Raw genomic sequence first — 14,872 nt, forward strand, 5'->3', positions numbered from 1 at the left:
CGGATTCAGGTGCCGAAATACGGGCCGAGGCTGCCGTCCGGATTGAACATGCGCTTCGTGCTGCGCTGGGTCGGGCCATCGTAAGAGGAAGCAGCGCCGCTGGCCGCGGTGGTGTCGCTGGGCTGGTAGGGCTTGCCCCGCATCGAGGAGCAACCGGCGGCGGTGGCAAGAATCATCAGCACGATAACGGTTTTCATGAGCATTTCCCTCTCTGCAAGGCGGTAATTCGTCCATTGTAAAGCCGGCTCCGGGTTCGGTATTGCGCCGCATCGCCCTGATCTGGCCTGCGACCGGTAAAATGTGCCGCTCTGAAAAATGTTTCTCCCCTCTCAACTGGCTTAATTGATGATCATCGCAACACACTCCGGAAAATTCCATGCAGACGATGTCTGGGCTGCAGCCGTGCTCAACCTGATGTTCCCGGGCAGCGAACTGGTTCGCACGCGCGACCCGGCCACCATTGCCCGCGCCGATTTCGCCGTCGATGTCGGCGGAGTCTGGGATGCGGAGAAGGGCCGTTTCGATCATCACCAGAAGGGTTTCCAGGGCGCGCGCGCTTCCGGCGTGGTGTATGCGAGCGCCGGACTGGTGTGGAAGGAATACGGACCACGCTGCGTGTCGCTGGTGGCCGAACAGGCAGGCCACGCATTGAGCCTGGCGCAGGCGACGGAAATCGCCAATGCGATCGATGCGGATCTGGTGCAGTACCTCGACATGTCCGACACCGGCGCCGCCAGAAGCGCGCCGGGCAGCTATGGCTTGTCGGCCATCATCTCCGGCTTCAATCCGAGCTGGCTCGATGAGCAGGCCGCCGGCGGCGCCGAGGCGGCGGACGCCCTGAGAATGACGCGTTTCCGTCGTGCCATGGAGATTGCGACCGACATCCTCCGCAATGGCGTCCTGTACCGGGTGGGCGCGCTGCAGGCGGTGCAGCAGGTGCGCCAATCGCAGCGCCTGGATGACGGACGGCTGCTATTCCTCGAAAACAGCGCTCTGCCTTGGGCGTCCATCGTGCGCAATGAAATGCCGCAGGTGCTGTTCGTGATCAGCCATAGCGTTGCGGAACAGCGCTATATGCTGCATACGGTGCCCAGCGCGCCCGAAAGCTTCGAGGCGCGCAAGGATCTGCCCCAGCACTGGGCCGGCCTGCAGGGAGAGCAACTGGCAGCCGCGACCGGCGTGCCGGATGCGGTGTTCTGCCATAACAACTTGTTCATCGCCGCCTGCAAGTCCTGGGACGGCGTTCTCGACATGGCGCGTCAGGCGATCGATGCCTGATCTTCATTGCGTATAACCTTTGAAAGGAAGCTGATGGATAAGGTAAAAGCCGTATTGACCGGACATAGCCGTGGCCTCGGGGCGGCGATTGCTGCCGAACTGGCGGCGCACGGCATCCCAACTCTGGCGCTGGCCCGCAACGGCGGAGCGGCAGGCAAGGGGCTCGAGCAGGTGGAACTGGACTTGTCCGACTCGCAGGCGCTGGCTGCGTGGCTGGCCGGCGGCCAACTGGCCAGCTTCCTGGCGGGAGCATCGACGGTTTTGCTGATCAACAATGCCGGCATGCTGCAGCCGGTCGGGCCGCTTGCCATGCAGGCGCCGGACCAGGTCGCGCGCGCCATCGCGCTCAATGTCGCAGCGCCACTGATGCTGGCAGCGGCGGTGGCCGCCGTGCCGGTTGCGGACAGGCGGATAGTGCATGTGTCTAGCGGCGCGGGGCGCAATGCCTATCCGGGCTGGGCGGTTTACTGCGCCGGGAAGGCGGCCCTGGACCACCATGCCCGCGCTGCCGCACTCGACAATGCGCCCGGGCTGCGTGTGTGCAGCCTGGCGCCGGGCGTGATCGACACCGACATGCAGGCGCAGATCAGGGCCAGCGACCCGGCGAGCTTTCCGCTGCGCGAGCGTTTCGAGGCATTGAAGCAGCAGGGCCAGCTGGACACGCCTGCCGACTGTGCCCGCAAGCTGCTGCGCTATCTGCTGAGCGCCGATTTCGGCCAGGAGCCGGTAGCCGATCTGCGCGACGCTTGAAGTTCGGTGCGCGCCGCCTGGCGCCGCTGCATCAATAAAAAATGCCTGCTTGAAAAGCAGGCATTTTTCTTTCAACCCGGTTAAGAGCGGTTGAATCAGGCCTTGCGGGCCTTGCGACGCGACAGACCGAAGCCGAGGAAGCCCAGGCCGAGCAGCGCCACCGTGGCCGGTTCCGGAACCTGGTTGCCGCCACCGCCGAAGATCACGTCCAGCGATCCATTGATGCGCTGGGTGCCGGTCGGGTTGAAGTTGTTGAGCTGGCCCGACTGGAACGTGATGTTGTAGAACGGATTCGGGCTGGTGAAGTATTGGCTGCCGGCCGTGGTCAGGTTCAGCGAGGACGATGCGCCGAAGCTGCCGCAATTGATGCCGTTGGTGGCGCCGCAGGTGGACAGGCTAGGATCGAGCGTGCCCTGGCCGGAGCTGGGCATACCGGTGGCGATCAGGTAGTCGTCGCTGCCCCCGGTGACGCTGAAGGCACTGGTGCCACTGCCCGGCTCGCCAAATTTGCTGTCGGCATTCGGGTCGATGAAGATGCGCAGCGAGCCGCCTGGCGAGAAATTGAAGGTGGCGCCGCTGCCGGTGCCGGCCTGCAAAGTGCCGTTGCCCTGGAACAATGCATACATGCCGTACTGGTTCGCGCTCACTCCGCCGAGCTGCGAGGCGACAGGGGTGCTGCCATTGTTGGCAACGAACTGTCCTGCATTCCACAGCAGGGAAACCTGGAAGGTGTTGCCCGAAAAGGTGATGACTTCGTCGTAGTTGCCGGTGATCTTGTCTGCGGTGAAGGTATTTGCCAATGCACCTGCAACCGAGCTCTCGGTGACCTGGAAATCAGGGAAGGACTGGGCGGAAGCCAGGCCTGCGCTCAGTGCCAGTGCGCCGGCCAGCAGGATATTTTTTGTTGGGTGATTCATGTTTTCTCCGATCAATTGTTACATGGGCGACGTGTCGTCTTCCCACGGAGTAAGCAAGATAGGGGCCAAACGTGAACTTCTTTAAAAAACAACCGTTTACAAAGATCCCGGGAATTTGTCCGCAAGAAATGTAAAGTAAACCGGCAGTGTTTCAATAAGGCATTGAAATTGAAGGAAAAGTGCTGTTGGGCGGGGAAGATTGCACAGCAGGTCGGCAGATACTGAATTGTTTCTTGGGAATCTCGATGTGTAAAACAGGATTTGTCGGAGAAATTTACACAAACGATTTGGCCAGGGACACCGGCGTTTTAACAATATTCTTGTGGCAATGGAAGGTCGGGCAACGCAAGTACCTGAAATACCCCTGCATGCGGCGTGGACGGAGGCGCGGCCCGCGGCGGCGCTGCGGCCGGCGGGTCGGGTGCGGGAGTGGATTGCAGCGGGAGGGGGGGTGCCAGACCCGGGCATGCGGTTCGGCTGGGCGGTACTGTTTAGTGCGGGCGCGGCACGACGCATGCCGCACCCGGCGACGGTCAGGCAGGAACCGGCTGTACGCCGCTCAGCCGAAGATGATCCAGGCGGCCACCAGGATGATCAGCAGCGCCCGCACGATGTAGTACACCGTACGGTTCCAGGCCTTGAAGCGGCGGCGATAGCGGCCGGCGTGCCAGAAGACGCGGAACACCTTGTTGATGCCGCCGGTCTGGTCGCCTGTCTCGTTGGGCGAGCTGGCGGCGGTCATGATCGTGCGCCCCAGCCACTTGTTGATGATTTGCGCCCAGCGGTAGCGCATCGGCCGCTCGATGTCGCAGAACAGGATGATGCGGTTGACGTCGCTGGAATTCTTCGCCCAGTGCAGGAAGGTCTCGTCGAAAATCACTGCCTCGCCATCGCGCCAGCTATAGCGCTGGCCGTCGACATCGATGAAGCAGCGGTCGGTATTCGGCGTGACCAGGCCCAGGTGGTAGCGCAGGGAGCCCGCAAACGGGTCGCGGTGGCTGTTGAGCTTTGCGCCAGGCGGCAGTTCGGCAAACATCGCGGCCTTGACCGAGGGTATCTGGCGCAGCAGGGCCACGGTCTTCGGGCACAAGGCTTCCGCGGAGGGATGGCTGGCGTCGTACCACTTCAGATAGAAGCGCTTCCAGCCGGTCTTGAAGAAGGAATTGAAGCCGGCGTCGTCATTCTTTTCCGCCGCTCGGATCTTCTGCATCGCGATCAGGTTCAGCGCCTCGCCACGGATCATTTCCCAGTTCTCCTGCAGCGGCTTCAGGTCGGGAAACTGGCTGGTCGGCAGATACGGCGTGGACGGCACCCCTGAAAACATGTGCATGAAGGTGTTGAGCGGAGAGACGAACGACGAGTGATCGAAAATCTGGCGGAAGAAAGGCAGCCTGACCCTGCCGCGGAAATGGATGTGCAGGATGGACAGCAGATAGATGGCGACAATGGTCCACTTCATGGCGGCAACAGGAAAGGTAAGGATAGAAAAGGAAGGAGGTCGCTCGCGGTAAGAAAGCAACGAGAGACGCGATTTTAACCTTTTTCAAAATTTTCCTAATTATTGTTGCTTTTTTTGATTGAGATGATTTTCGCTTCTGATCTATCTTCGCAACGCTGACGTGCGGCGAAGGCCGAAGGACGATGCTTGATTCGATCGCAGCCTTGCACCGCCGCCGGTCGCTACAATGCCGGATTGATAACGTCAGGCAATTTCTTGATGACCACAAACCGATTTCCCCTTCATTCACTGAAGCGCGTATCGCCTCGCCATCGCCGGGCGCCGGCCATGTCCGCCCTCGTGGCGACGATCCTGCTCGGCCTGGCGCTGATGCTGGGCATGCGCCCCGCCGTCGCACAGGGCGCCAAGGCCGCGCCGGCGCCGGCCGCGGCGGCTGCTCCTGCCGCCGCGCCAGCAGCGCCGCCGGCCCCGACGCCTATCGCCCTGGCCGACGTCGCCGTCGAAGCCGAGACCGCGAGCGCACTGGTGCGGCGCTTTGAGGCCCGCAGCCGCATGCAGGATGAGCTCGACAGCGCCAGCGAGGAGCTGCCGGTGCTGGCACGCGACATGGCCGTGCGCACGCTGGAGATGCGGCGCCTGCTCACCCGCAACGCGCCGCTGGAAACGATACGCAGCCTGGAAGCGGAATGGCGCTACCTGGAAAACCGCTCGTCGGCGATCACCCGCGACCTGACCCGCGCCGCGTCCCAGCTCGACCGCGACCTAGCCGAACTCGACAAGCTCGACGCCACCTGGAGCGCCACCCGCGAAGCGGCCATCACCGGCGCCGCGCCGGCGCCGGTGATGGCGCGGGTGCGCGAAATCGCGGCCGAAGTTGCCAAGACCAAAAAAACCGTGCTGGAGCGGCGGGCGCGTGTGCTGGCCCTGCAAAGCCAGTCCGCCGAAGTGGGTTCGCGGGCGGCCCAGGCGACCCAGGCGCTGGCGGAGGCCAGCGAGCAGGCGGCGGCGCGCCTGTTCTATACGGACAGCCCGCCGATCTGGCTCAGCGATCCGTTCGACGTGCATGCGCGCGAGTTGCCCGATGTCGGCACCAGCGGCATGGGAGAAACCGTCGCCCTGGCAACCTATATCCGGAACAATCTGCGCAATTTCGGCATTCACGCGCTCGCATTCCTGGCGCTCGCCGGGCTCCTGTACCTGATCCGCAGCAAGGTGCAGGTGCTGAGCCAGACCGACCGCAACCTCAAGCGCACAGGCAAGATTTTCGACATGCCTATCGTCAGCGCGGTGCTGCTGAGCCTGCTGCTGGCGGCCTGGTTCTATCCGCGCGCGCCGCGGCTGTTCTGGCTCGCCGGCGGCGTATTCAGCGCGATACCCACGCTGATCTTTTCCCGCCGGGTCATCGAGCGGCATCTTTATCCGGTGCTGTATGTCGTGGTCGGCTTTTATGTGCTTGACAAGCTGCGCGGCGTGCTCACGCCGCTGCCGGTGATCTGGCGCTGGGCCATGCTGGCGGAGATCGTTTTCTTCCTGCTGGCCCTGGTGCTGACCCTGCGCCACTCCCGGCGCAAGCCGGACGGCCCGCCCTGGACCGCGACCGCCGCCTGGCGCGCGGTGCGCTGGGGCGCATGGCCGGGCCTCCTGGTGTTTTCAGTGGCGCTGGCTGCCAACCTGGCGGGCTATGTGCGCCTGGCCGACCTGCTGACCGCCACCGCATTCTTCAGCGCCTTCAGCGCCGTGGTTGCGTATGCGCTGACGCGGGTCGGCGAAGGCCTGCTGCATGCCTTGCTGTGCGTGCCGCCGCTGTCCTTTCTCGGCATGGTGCAGCGTCATACGCCGCTATTGACCAGCCGCTTCAACCGCTTTTTGAAATGGGTGGCCTTCATCGTGTGGCTCGGCCTGACGCTGCGCGCGCTGGGCCTCTTGCCGCCGGTGCTGAGCCACCTCGACGCGCTGTGGGAAGCCAAGCTGCCGCTGGGCTCGCTGGAAACCTCGGTCGGCAGCGTGGTGATCTTCATCCTCACCATCTGGGGCACCTTCCTGGTATCGCGCCTGGCCCGCTTCATTCTGGAAGAGGAAGTGTTTCCCAACCTGTACCTGGAGCGCGGCCTGCCGTATGCGATCAACCGCGTAGTGCATTACCTGGTGCTGCTGTCGGGCTTCGTAATCGCGCTGGGGGCCATGGGCGTGGACATGACCAAGTTCACGATCCTGGCCGGCGCGTTCAGCGTGGGCATCGGTTTTGGCCTGCAGAATATCGTCAACAATTTCATCTCCGGCCTGATCGTGCTGTTCGAGCGGCCGATCAAGGTGGGCGACACCATCGAGATCGATGGCCAGACCGGACGGGTGCAGCGCATAGGCATACGGGCCAGCGTGGTGCTGAGCACCTCCGGCGCGGAAGTGATCATCCCGAACGGCAAGCTGATTTCCGACAAGGTGATCAACTGGACGCTGTCGAGCGGCCGCAGGCAGATTTCGGTATCGGTGCTGCTGAAGCTGGATGCGGATGTGAGCCGGGCGCGCGAACTGGTGCTGGGCGTGGCGCGCCGCCACAAGAGCGTGCTGCAGGCGCCGCCGCCGGAAGTGCTGTTCGTGCGGCGCGGCATCGACCAGCTTGAGTTCGAACTGCGGGTCTGGACCGATGCGCTGGACGCCTGGATGGAGGTCAAGAGCGACATGACGGCGGAAATCAACGAGGCGCTGCGGCACAATGAAATCGTCGGCGCCGTGCCGGACAAGCCGGCCGATGCGCCCGCCGCGCCGGTGGTGGCCGACCTGCCGCCGGGCTCGCTGGCGGAGCAGGAAGCGGCCGCGCCAGCCAGCCCGGAAACGGAACAGGTCCGTCCGGCGGGCCCTGGTGCGGTTCCGCCAAAGACTTGAACTGGTTGGAATTCATGAAAGGCATGCGAAAGCATGCCTTTTTGCCTATTTGTTGCCTTATTTCCATGCAAATTGGAAAATAAAATTGTTTATCGGTAAATTTTGCGCGTAATTTTTGCTACAGATAGGAAATAATTTCTAGCGGGAATGAACTTTCTGACGTTTCCTCATGTCAATATCGGCGTGTTGATGTAGGGAAATCTTTGTTAAACGTTCAGAAAGACATTCATGTCCTCCATTCTTTTCTCGCTGCCTTGCCGACGCTCCGCGCTGTCCGCTGCGGCTGTTCTGACCCTGTTCATGTCCGCCTCGGCTTCGGCTGCAACCCTGCAGGTCGGCCCGGGTAAAACCTTCGCCACCCCGTGCCGCGCGTTTGCCGCGGCTGCCGACGGCGATACCGTCGAGATCGATGCCGCCGGCAGCTACAACGGCGACGTCTGCGGCATCGGCCGCAGCTGGCTGACCATCCGCGGCGTCAATGGCCGTCCGAAGATCAATGCCAATGGCGCCAATTCCATGGGCAAGGGCATCTGGGTGGTGCAGGGCACCGGCACCGTGATCGAAAACGTGGAGATGTATGGCGCCGCCGTGGCTGACCGCAACGGCGCGGCGCTGCGTCTCGACGGACGCGACCTGACCCTGCGCGGCAGCTACCTGCACGACAACGAGAATGGCATCCTGACCAATAACGACGGCGTTTCCAACATCGTCATCGAGAACACCGAATTCGCCAATAATGGCTACGGCGACGGCTATTCCCACAACCTGTACATCGGGCACGTGAACAGCCTGGTATTTCGCAACAGCTATTCGCACGACGCCAAGGTCGGCCATAACCTGAAGTCCCGCGCCAATACCAACACCATCGTCTACAGCCGCTTTTCCAGCTCGGTCAACCAGCCCAGCTACGAGATCGATCTGCCCAACGCGGGCAAGGCCTATGTGATCGGCAACGTGATCCAGCAGCCGGCATGGAACAACAATCCGGCGCTGCTGGCCTTTGGCGAAGAGGGCGCGAGCAATGTCGGCCAGGAACTGTACGTGGTCAACAATACCTTCATCAATGAAGACAGCTCGCGCGGCACCTTCATCATGGTCGGCGGCGACGTGACCACCCCGGTGCTGATGCAGAACAACCTGTTCGTCGGCACCGGCACCGCCAGCACCCAGTCCAACACCGTCGACCGCACCAACCTGCGCACGCTGTCGGCCGCCTTCGTCGACCGCGCCGGCTACGATCTGCGTCCGGCCAGCGGCTCGCCGGCGATCAATGCGGGTTCGGCGCCGGGCAGCAGCGCGTCCGGCCTGTTGCTGACGCCAACGCTGCAGTACAAGCATGTCGCCGGCAGCGAGGCCCGTCCGGTCAATGGCGCCATCGACATCGGCGCCTATGAAGCCGCGACAACGCCGACCACCACCACGACCACGCCGACCACCACCGCGCCAACCACCACGACCTCGCCGTCGACCACGCCGACCGCGACCAACTGGGTCGCCTGCGCAGGCGAGGGCGGCACCTGCTCGTTCAGCGGCACCCGCCAGGTACGCTACGGCGCCAACGGTGTCTACGCCTACAAGTCGGCCACCGATGCGATCAGCTGCAGCAACGCCGTATTCGGCGACCCGGTCTATGGCCAGGCCAAGTCCTGCAGCTATGCAGACACCACGACCAGCACCACCACCCCGACGACAGCGCCGACCACCACGACTTCGCCGTCGACCACGCCGACCGTGAGCAACTGGATCGCCTGCGCAGGCGAGGGCGGCACCTGCTCGTTCAGCGGCACCCGCCAGGTGCGCTACGGCGCCAACGGCACCTACGCCTACACGTCGGCAACCGGTGGTGTCAGCTGCAGCAACGCCGTGTTCGGCGACCCGGTCTATGGCCAGGCCAAGTCCTGCAGCTATGCAGACACCACGACCAGCACCACCACCACGACGACAGCGCCGACCACCACCACGACCGCCACGGCGCCCAGCACCCAGACCTGGACCCGTTGTGCAAGCGAGAACGGCACCTGCAGCTTCAGCGGCACCCATCAGGTCCGTTACGGCGCCAACAATGTCTATTCGTACAAGTCGGCGACCGGCGCGATTTCCTGCAGCAATGGGGAATTCGGCGACCCGGTCTATGGGACGCAGAAGTATTGCGATTACCTGAACTAGGCGCGTGACGGCGACGCAGCCCGGCTGCGCGCATGAATGCCAAAAAGGCTGCCCGCAAGGTGCAGCCTTTTTTTATGCCCGGCTTTCCGGAAGCCGGGTTCGTCCAGCCCTGTTACGGCCTGGCGCCGATCAATGGTATTGCGGCGTGCCCAGCCAGGCCTGCAGCTGCCGCAGCACGCTGAATTCGCGCAGCCCGGCCTCGGGGTCGCAGGCAATGAGTTCGGTCAGCCGGGGCGGGAAGGCGCTGGCGCGGGCGTCCAGGATGCGGTAGTTGCGCAGCCGGTTGGCCTCGGCCATCGACACGATGCCTGGCCAGCGTTCCGGCCCTGGCGTGACGCCGATCAGGCGCCGGCCGAGCGGACCGATCAGGCTTTCCAGCTGCGGCTGCGGCGCGATGCCCTTCCAGTGTGAATGCACCACGATACCGACATCCGGATGACGCATCAGCATGTCATCCAGTATCCAGGCCCAGCGAAACAGCCAGGCTTGCTGGATACCGGCTTTCAAGGGAGAAAACGGCGAGAGGCGTGATGTTGCGCTGGCCGGATGCAGCACGCCGTCAAATTCAAGAAAGAGTATGCGCATATCCAGACCCGGTGAGCGAAAGTCGCACCAAGGTACTGTATGCATATACAGTTGTCAAGTTGTCTTCAGCCGTAGGCAGGATGCCGCGCTCAACTGTTGATGAAGTCGGCCAGCCTCGCGCGCAGGTTGTAGTCAAGCTGCCATTGCCGGCGCTCGGCGGAGGACTGCGCCTGCGCCGCCAGCTCCTGCTCCGACAATGCCGCCTGCGCCTGGACCAGGCGATGCGCCTGGCCGGCGTCGGGCAGGACGGTGCCGAAGAAGGCGACGGTGTCGCCGCGCTGGATCAGCAGCGTGGGAAAATTCTCCACGTCGAAGTCGCCGACGATGTCGGCTTCATCCTCGACGTCGATCCAGACGAATTGCTTGTCCGGATGGCGCTCGGCGAGCGCTTCGAAGGCCGGGCGGTACTGGCGGCATACATCGCACCATGCCGCGCACAGGCAGGCGACGAACCAGACGTCGCCCGAAAGCGCGTCCAGCAGTTCGCTGCGGTTGTCATGCTGAAGGGTCAGGCTGCTCATGGGCCGGTATTTTAGCCTACACGCAGCCCGGCTGGCCGGCTGCCGCCCAATCGCATCTGCCACGGTAAAATAGCCGAATGCCTACGATTCTCGCCCTGGAAACCTCGACCGAGCTTGCCTCCGTCGCCCTGTATGTCGATCAGCGTCTGCTTGGCCGTGACGCCGCGCCGGTGCAGACCCATTCGCAAACCCTGCTGCCGCTGGTGCAGTCGCTGCTGGCCGAGGCCGGCATCGCGCTGGCCGACTGCGACGCCATCGCCTTCGGCGCCGGCCCCGGCTCGTTTACCGGCGTGCGCACCGCCTGCGGCGCCGTGCAGGGCCTGGCCTTCGGCGCCGGGCTGCCGGTGGTGCCCGTCGTCACGCTGGAAGCGATGGCCCAGGCCTGCCACGAGCGCACCGGCGCGACCGATGTGCTGTGCCTGCTCGATGCGCGGATGGCGGAGGTCTACTGGGCGCAATACCGGCATGGCCCCGACGGCTGGCAGACGGTGATTGCGCCGGCGCTGGCCAAACCGGCTGACGTGGCGCCGCAGGGCGCCGTGGTCGCCTGCGGCAACGGACTTTCCGCCTATGCCGAGGCCTTCGCCGCAGCCGACTTCATCGCGTGCGCCGAGCCCGGCGTCATGCCGCATGCCGCCCAGGTGGCAACACTGGCGGCGCAGCGCTTCCTGCGCGGCGAAACCATGGATGCGGCAAGCGCGCAGCCGCTGTATCTGCGCAACAAGGTGGCGCTGACGACCGCGGAGCGCATGGCGGGGAAGGCGGCATGAGCGCCCAGCCCGCCGGTAACGCGCTGCGCTTTTCTGCCATGCGGGTGGAAGACGTGCCTGAGGTACTGCGCATCGAGCAGGCGGCCTATCCCTTTCCCTGGACCGGCGGCAATTTCCTCGACTCGATCCGCAGCGGCTATCTGTGCCGCGTGGGATGGGATGCATCCGGCCGCATGGTGGGTTATTTCCTGATCATGTCGGCGCTCGACGAAGCGCACCTGCTCAACATCACCGTGGACCCGCCGGTGCACGGGCGCGGCCACGGCCTGGCGCTGCTGGAGCATGCCACCGACTGCGCCAGGGAGCGCGGCATGCGTTCCATCATGCTGGAGGTGCGGCCGTCCAACCAGCGCGCGCTGGCCATCTACGAGCGCTATGGCTACGGCCGGATCGGCGTGCGGCGCAATTATTATCCGGCGCCCAACAATACCCGCGAAAACGCGATCGTCATGAGGATGCCGCTATGAATTCAAGTTCAGGCCGACGTGACCAGGTGATTGCCGAAATGGGCCTGGGTCCGGTATGGAACAAGCGCCGCCAGGCGGCGGACGCCTCCGCGGCGCAGCAGCCCGACCTGCTGGCGCCGGTGGAAGAAGCGCCGCCCGTGGCTGCCGCGGCAGAGCAGGCGTCACCTGCGATTCACCTGGAAGCCCCGCCGGCGGCGCCGCCGGCCGGGGAGGTAGCCCGGATGGACTGGGATGCGCTGCAGCAGGCGGTTGCCGGCTGCGTCAAGTGCCGTCTCTGCGAGACCCGTACCCACACCGTATTCGGCGTGGGCGACCGCAAAGCGAAATGGATGTTCATCGGCGAAGGCCCCGGCCGCAACGAGGACCTGCAGGGCATCCCGTTCGTCGGGCCGGCCGGCAAGCTGCTGGACAACATGCTGCTGGCCATGGGTCTCTCGCGCACCGAGAACGCCTATATCGCCAACGTGGTCAAGTGTCGTCCGACCGATGAGAACGTCCGCGACCGAGCGCCCTCGCCGGAGGAGGCGGGCGCCTGCATGCCCTACCTGCAGCGCCAGATCGAGCTGGTGCAACCGGTCGTGCTGGTGGCGCTCGGCAAGACCGCCGCGGTGTCGCTGCTGGACCTGCCGCCCGACAGCGCAGTGGGCAAGCTGCGCGGGCAGGTTTTCCATTACCGCGACATGCCGCTGGTGGTCACCTATCACCCGGCCTACCTGCTGCGCCGCCTGACCGAGAAGGGCAAGTCATGGGCCGACCTGTGCCTGGCGATGCATGCCTATGCCGGCCAGCGCTGATAGCGGGCCAAGATGCCAGGAGCGGTTTCACCGCCGCTGGCATCAGCTGACCGACCCGCATGTCAGGGCGCTGGCCTGGCTGATCGACGCGCCCTCGCTGCTGGACCCGGCGGCGCCGCAGTGGGCGGGGCGCATCGCCGAACTTGGGAGCGATGCCGGCGATGCGGCGCGGCCCTGGCTGCTGGCCCTCGACGCGGCACCGCAGGCGCTGCATGCCCATATCGCGCTGCATTCCCATGCCCGGCTGGGCCGCTACGCCGAACAGCTGATGACCTTCTACCTGCAGCACCTGGGCGTGCTGGCCGCGCACAACCTGCAGGTGCGCGACGCTGACAAGCGCACGCTGGGCGAATTCGATTTCCTGGTCTGGCGCGGCGACGCGCTGCTGCATTGGGAGTTCGCCACCAAGTTCTATCTGCTGCAGTCGCCGCCGGCCGGCGCGGTGCGCCAGGAACGCGCGGACTATTTCGTCGGCCCGAATCTGGCCGATAGCCTGGGCGCGAAGATGCAGAAGATCTTTCAGCGGCAATTGAGCCTGTCGGACCATCCGGCCGCGCAGCCGCTGCTGCCGCAACCGGTAAGCGCCGCCCAGGCGCTGGTCAAGGGCTGGCTGTTCTATCCCGACGGAGACTATCCGGTGTCGCCCGCGCTAGGCGTGTGCGCTCTGCATTGCCGGGGATTCTGGTGCGGACTCGATGCATTGCCCGAGGCGCCTGCCTATGCGGTGCTGCCGCGCCTGTCCTGGCTGGCGCCGGCGCGGCTGGCTTCGGCCGATACCCTCGACCGCAGCGGGCTTGCCGGGGAACTGGCCAGGCGCTTTGCCGAGGACGAGGCAATGCCGGTGCTGGTGGCCCTGCTGCGGTTGGAGGGCGGCGTCGCGCTGGAAATCGCGCGCGGCTTCATCGTGCCGGAAGGCTGGCGCGAACGCGCCGGGCAGCGGGTGCAGGCAGTGGTGGAATAGGCCGTCCGGGTTCGGCCGCCGGCCGCGGGCCGGCTCAGTGCTTGTGTTCGCCGATCAGCGCCAGCGAGTCATGCTCGCGCTGGTTGGCCGCATGGCGGCGCATCACCATCAACATCGTGCTGGAGACGAACAGGCCGAACAACACGATCACGATATTGACGTTCAGGTCCAGCTTCACCATCAGCGCGTACAGCACCAGCATGGTCAGCACCGACAGGTTCTCGTTGAAGTTCTGCACCGCGATCGAATGGCCGGCGCTCATCAGCACATGGCCGCGATGCTGCAGCAGCGCATTCATCGGCACCACGAAGTAGCCGGACAGCGCACCGATGATGACCAGCAGCGGATAGGCCACCCAGACATTGGTGACCATCGTCATCAGGATCACCACCAGACCCATCGCCACGCCGAGCGGCATCACCGACAGGGATTTTTTCAGCGGCACGAAGCGGGCCGCGGCCACCGCGCCCAGCGCCACGCCGATCGCCACCACGCCCTGCAGGATGGCGGCGCGGTCGAGCGCCATGTGCAGGGACTTCTCGGCCCATTTCAGCACGATGAACTGCAGCGTCGCGCCGGCGCCCCAGAACAGGGTCGTCACTGCCAGCGAAATCTGGCCGAGCTTGTCGGCCCACAGCCGGTTGAAGCAGCCGGCGAAGTCCACCATCAGCTTGACCGGGTTGCGCTCCTGGTGGCTGTAGCGTGCGCCGGTATCCGGAATGCGCAGGTTGAACAGGGCGGCGACGATGTAGGAAACCACGATCACCAGCAGCGCGCCTTCCACCGGCGTGTCGATGCCCAGGTCGAAATACGGTACGTCGACTTGCATCAGCGCCGCGCCGATCCTGGGATTGACCAGCGTGCCGCCGAGCACCGTGCCGAGGATGATGGATGCCACGGTCAGGCCCTCGATCCAGCCATTGGCGGCCACCAGTTTTTCCGGCGGCAGCAGTTCGGTCAGGATGCCGTATTTCGCGGGCGAGTACGCCGCTGCGCCAAAGCCGACGATCGCATAGGCAAGCAGCGGGTGGACGCTCAAAAACATCATCCCGCAGCCGACGATCTTGATCAGGTTGGTGATGAACATCACCCGGCCCTTGGGCAGCGCATCGGCGAAAGCGCCGACGAAGGCGGCCAGCAGCACATAGGAGAGTACGAAAAACAGCTTGAGCAGGGGCGTCATCCACGCCGGGGAATTCGTGCTGGCAAGCAGGGAAATCGCTGCGATCAATAAGGCATTGTCGGCAAGCGAAGAAAAGAACTGCGCTGCCATGATGGTATAAAAACCGCGATTCATCCGTTAGTGTCCGCTGGGAAAGTA

The 14,872-nt window shown here is 64.5% G+C and carries 14 protein-coding genes; 8 read left to right on the forward strand and 6 right to left on the reverse strand.

What is annotated here, in order from left to right; translation table 11 throughout:
• Positions 1-5: 5 nt before the first annotated feature.
• A complete protein-coding gene (locus tag ABC383_RS03785) occupies positions 6-197 on the reverse strand; it encodes a hypothetical protein (protein WP_413012046.1) in 192 nt (63 codons plus the stop codon).
• Between the two features lie 148 nt (positions 198-345).
• On the opposite strand from ABC383_RS03785, the gene ABC383_RS03790 reads away from it, so the two are divergent.
• Together ABC383_RS03790 and ABC383_RS03795 are read left to right on the forward strand one after the other, a co-directional pair.
• Positions 346-1,278, forward strand: coding sequence for an MYG1 family protein (locus ABC383_RS03790; RefSeq protein ID WP_413012047.1), 933 nt, complete (start codon positions 346-348; stop codon positions 1,276-1,278).
• 33 nt (positions 1,279-1,311) lie between these two features.
• Positions 1,312-2,028: an SDR family oxidoreductase gene (locus ABC383_RS03795; protein ID WP_413012048.1), complete on the forward strand. Its 717-nt coding sequence runs from the start codon at positions 1,312-1,314 to the stop codon at positions 2,026-2,028.
• Between the two features lie 95 nt (positions 2,029-2,123).
• On the opposite strand, the gene pepA is transcribed toward ABC383_RS03795, so the two are convergent.
• Together pepA and lpxO are read right to left on the reverse strand one after the other, a co-directional pair.
• Positions 2,124-2,945, reverse strand: coding sequence for a flocculation-associated PEP-CTERM protein PepA (pepA, locus tag ABC383_RS03800; RefSeq protein ID WP_413012049.1), 822 nt, complete (start codon positions 2,943-2,945; stop codon positions 2,124-2,126).
• Positions 2,946-3,504: 559 nt separating this feature from the next.
• On the reverse strand, positions 3,505-4,404 hold the full coding sequence (gene lpxO / locus ABC383_RS03805; RefSeq protein WP_413012050.1) for a lipid A hydroxylase LpxO: 900 nt from the start codon (positions 4,402-4,404) through the stop codon (positions 3,505-3,507).
• A gap of 327 nt (positions 4,405-4,731) precedes the next feature.
• Here lpxO and ABC383_RS03810 point away from each other — a divergent pair, with 327 nt between their 5' ends.
• Positions 4,732-7,287 carry a mechanosensitive ion channel family protein gene (locus ABC383_RS03810; protein ID WP_413012051.1) on the forward strand — a complete coding sequence of 852 codons (2,556 nt, stop codon included), beginning with the start codon at positions 4,732-4,734 and terminating at the stop codon, positions 7,285-7,287.
• Between the two features lie 228 nt (positions 7,288-7,515).
• Positions 7,516-9,453, forward strand: coding sequence for a hypothetical protein (locus ABC383_RS03815; RefSeq protein WP_413012052.1), 1,938 nt, complete (start codon positions 7,516-7,518; stop codon positions 9,451-9,453).
• A gap of 129 nt (positions 9,454-9,582) precedes the next feature.
• On the opposite strand, the gene ABC383_RS03820 is transcribed toward ABC383_RS03815, so the two are convergent.
• Both ABC383_RS03820 and ABC383_RS03825 read right to left on the reverse strand, forming a co-directional pair.
• Complete coding sequence (locus ABC383_RS03820) at positions 9,583-10,038, reverse strand: HAD domain-containing protein (protein WP_413012053.1); 456 nt, start codon at positions 10,036-10,038, stop codon at positions 9,583-9,585.
• An 89-nt stretch (positions 10,039-10,127) separates the two neighbouring features.
• Positions 10,128-10,559 carry a thioredoxin family protein gene (locus tag ABC383_RS03825; RefSeq protein ID WP_413012054.1) on the reverse strand — a complete coding sequence of 144 codons (432 nt, stop codon included), beginning with the start codon at positions 10,557-10,559 and terminating at the stop codon, positions 10,128-10,130.
• Between the two features lie 77 nt (positions 10,560-10,636).
• Between ABC383_RS03825 and tsaB the strand changes: the two genes are divergently transcribed.
• From tsaB to ABC383_RS03845, 4 genes are read left to right on the forward strand one after another with little or no spacing between them, the layout of a single operon-like run.
• Positions 10,637-11,329, forward strand: a complete 693-nt coding sequence (tsaB, locus tag ABC383_RS03830; RefSeq protein ID WP_413012055.1) for a tRNA (adenosine(37)-N6)-threonylcarbamoyltransferase complex dimerization subunit type 1 TsaB — start codon at positions 10,637-10,639, stop codon at positions 11,327-11,329.
• Complete coding sequence (gene rimI, locus ABC383_RS03835; RefSeq protein ID WP_413012056.1) at positions 11,326-11,796, forward strand: ribosomal protein S18-alanine N-acetyltransferase; 471 nt, start codon at positions 11,326-11,328, stop codon at positions 11,794-11,796. Before tsaB ends, rimI begins: the two co-directional genes overlap by 4 nt.
• The gene (locus tag ABC383_RS03840; protein WP_413012057.1) at positions 11,793-12,590 is read left to right on the forward strand and encodes a uracil-DNA glycosylase; all 798 of its coding nucleotides are present in this window, start codon (positions 11,793-11,795) and stop codon (positions 12,588-12,590) included. The genes rimI and ABC383_RS03840 overlap by 4 nt, the downstream gene beginning before the upstream one ends.
• Positions 12,574-13,551 carry a DUF1853 family protein gene (locus tag ABC383_RS03845; protein ID WP_413012058.1) on the forward strand — a complete coding sequence of 326 codons (978 nt, stop codon included), beginning with the start codon at positions 12,574-12,576 and terminating at the stop codon, positions 13,549-13,551. The genes ABC383_RS03840 and ABC383_RS03845 overlap by 17 nt, the downstream gene beginning before the upstream one ends.
• Positions 13,552-13,585: 34 nt before the next feature.
• On the opposite strand, the gene lplT is transcribed toward ABC383_RS03845, so the two are convergent.
• A complete protein-coding gene (lplT, locus tag ABC383_RS03850) occupies positions 13,586-14,848 on the reverse strand; it encodes a lysophospholipid transporter LplT (RefSeq protein WP_413012059.1) in 1,263 nt (420 codons plus the stop codon).
• Positions 14,849-14,872: the final 24 nt, after the last annotated feature.

This window comes from Noviherbaspirillum phoenicis, from assembly GCF_047237965.1.
Classification (GTDB): Bacteria; Pseudomonadota; Gammaproteobacteria; order Burkholderiales; family Burkholderiaceae_D; genus Noviherbaspirillum_A.

Bases quoted from the DNA above. Each gene is read 5' to 3' on its own strand.
- ABC383_RS03825 (WP_413012054.1), bottom strand. From the start codon at position 10,559: ATGAGCAGCCTGACCCTTCAGCATGACAACCGCAGCGAACTGCTGGAC.
- lpxO (WP_413012050.1), bottom strand. From the start codon at position 4,404: ATGAAGTGGACCATTGTCGCCATCTATCTGCTGTCCATCCTGCACATC.
- ABC383_RS03840 (WP_413012057.1), top strand. From the start codon at position 11,793: ATGAATTCAAGTTCAGGCCGACGTGACCAGGTGATTGCCGAAATGGGC.
- lplT (WP_413012059.1), bottom strand. From the start codon at position 14,848: ATGAATCGCGGTTTTTATACCATCATGGCAGCGCAGTTCTTTTCTTCG.
- pepA (WP_413012049.1), bottom strand. From the start codon at position 2,945: ATGAATCACCCAACAAAAAATATCCTGCTGGCCGGCGCACTGGCACTG.
- ABC383_RS03820 (WP_413012053.1), bottom strand. From the start codon at position 10,038: ATGCGCATACTCTTTCTTGAATTTGACGGCGTGCTGCATCCGGCCAGC.
- ABC383_RS03790 (WP_413012047.1), top strand. From the start codon at position 346: ATGATCATCGCAACACACTCCGGAAAATTCCATGCAGACGATGTCTGG.
- ABC383_RS03815 (WP_413012052.1), top strand. From the start codon at position 7,516: ATGTCCTCCATTCTTTTCTCGCTGCCTTGCCGACGCTCCGCGCTGTCC.
- ABC383_RS03810 (WP_413012051.1), top strand. From the start codon at position 4,732: ATGTCCGCCCTCGTGGCGACGATCCTGCTCGGCCTGGCGCTGATGCTG.
- ABC383_RS03785 (WP_413012046.1), bottom strand. From the start codon at position 197: ATGAAAACCGTTATCGTGCTGATGATTCTTGCCACCGCCGCCGGTTGC.
- rimI (WP_413012056.1), top strand. From the start codon at position 11,326: ATGAGCGCCCAGCCCGCCGGTAACGCGCTGCGCTTTTCTGCCATGCGG.
- ABC383_RS03845 (WP_413012058.1), top strand. From the start codon at position 12,574: ATGCCGGCCAGCGCTGATAGCGGGCCAAGATGCCAGGAGCGGTTTCAC.
- tsaB (WP_413012055.1), top strand. From the start codon at position 10,637: ATGCCTACGATTCTCGCCCTGGAAACCTCGACCGAGCTTGCCTCCGTC.
- ABC383_RS03795 (WP_413012048.1), top strand. From the start codon at position 1,312: ATGGATAAGGTAAAAGCCGTATTGACCGGACATAGCCGTGGCCTCGGG.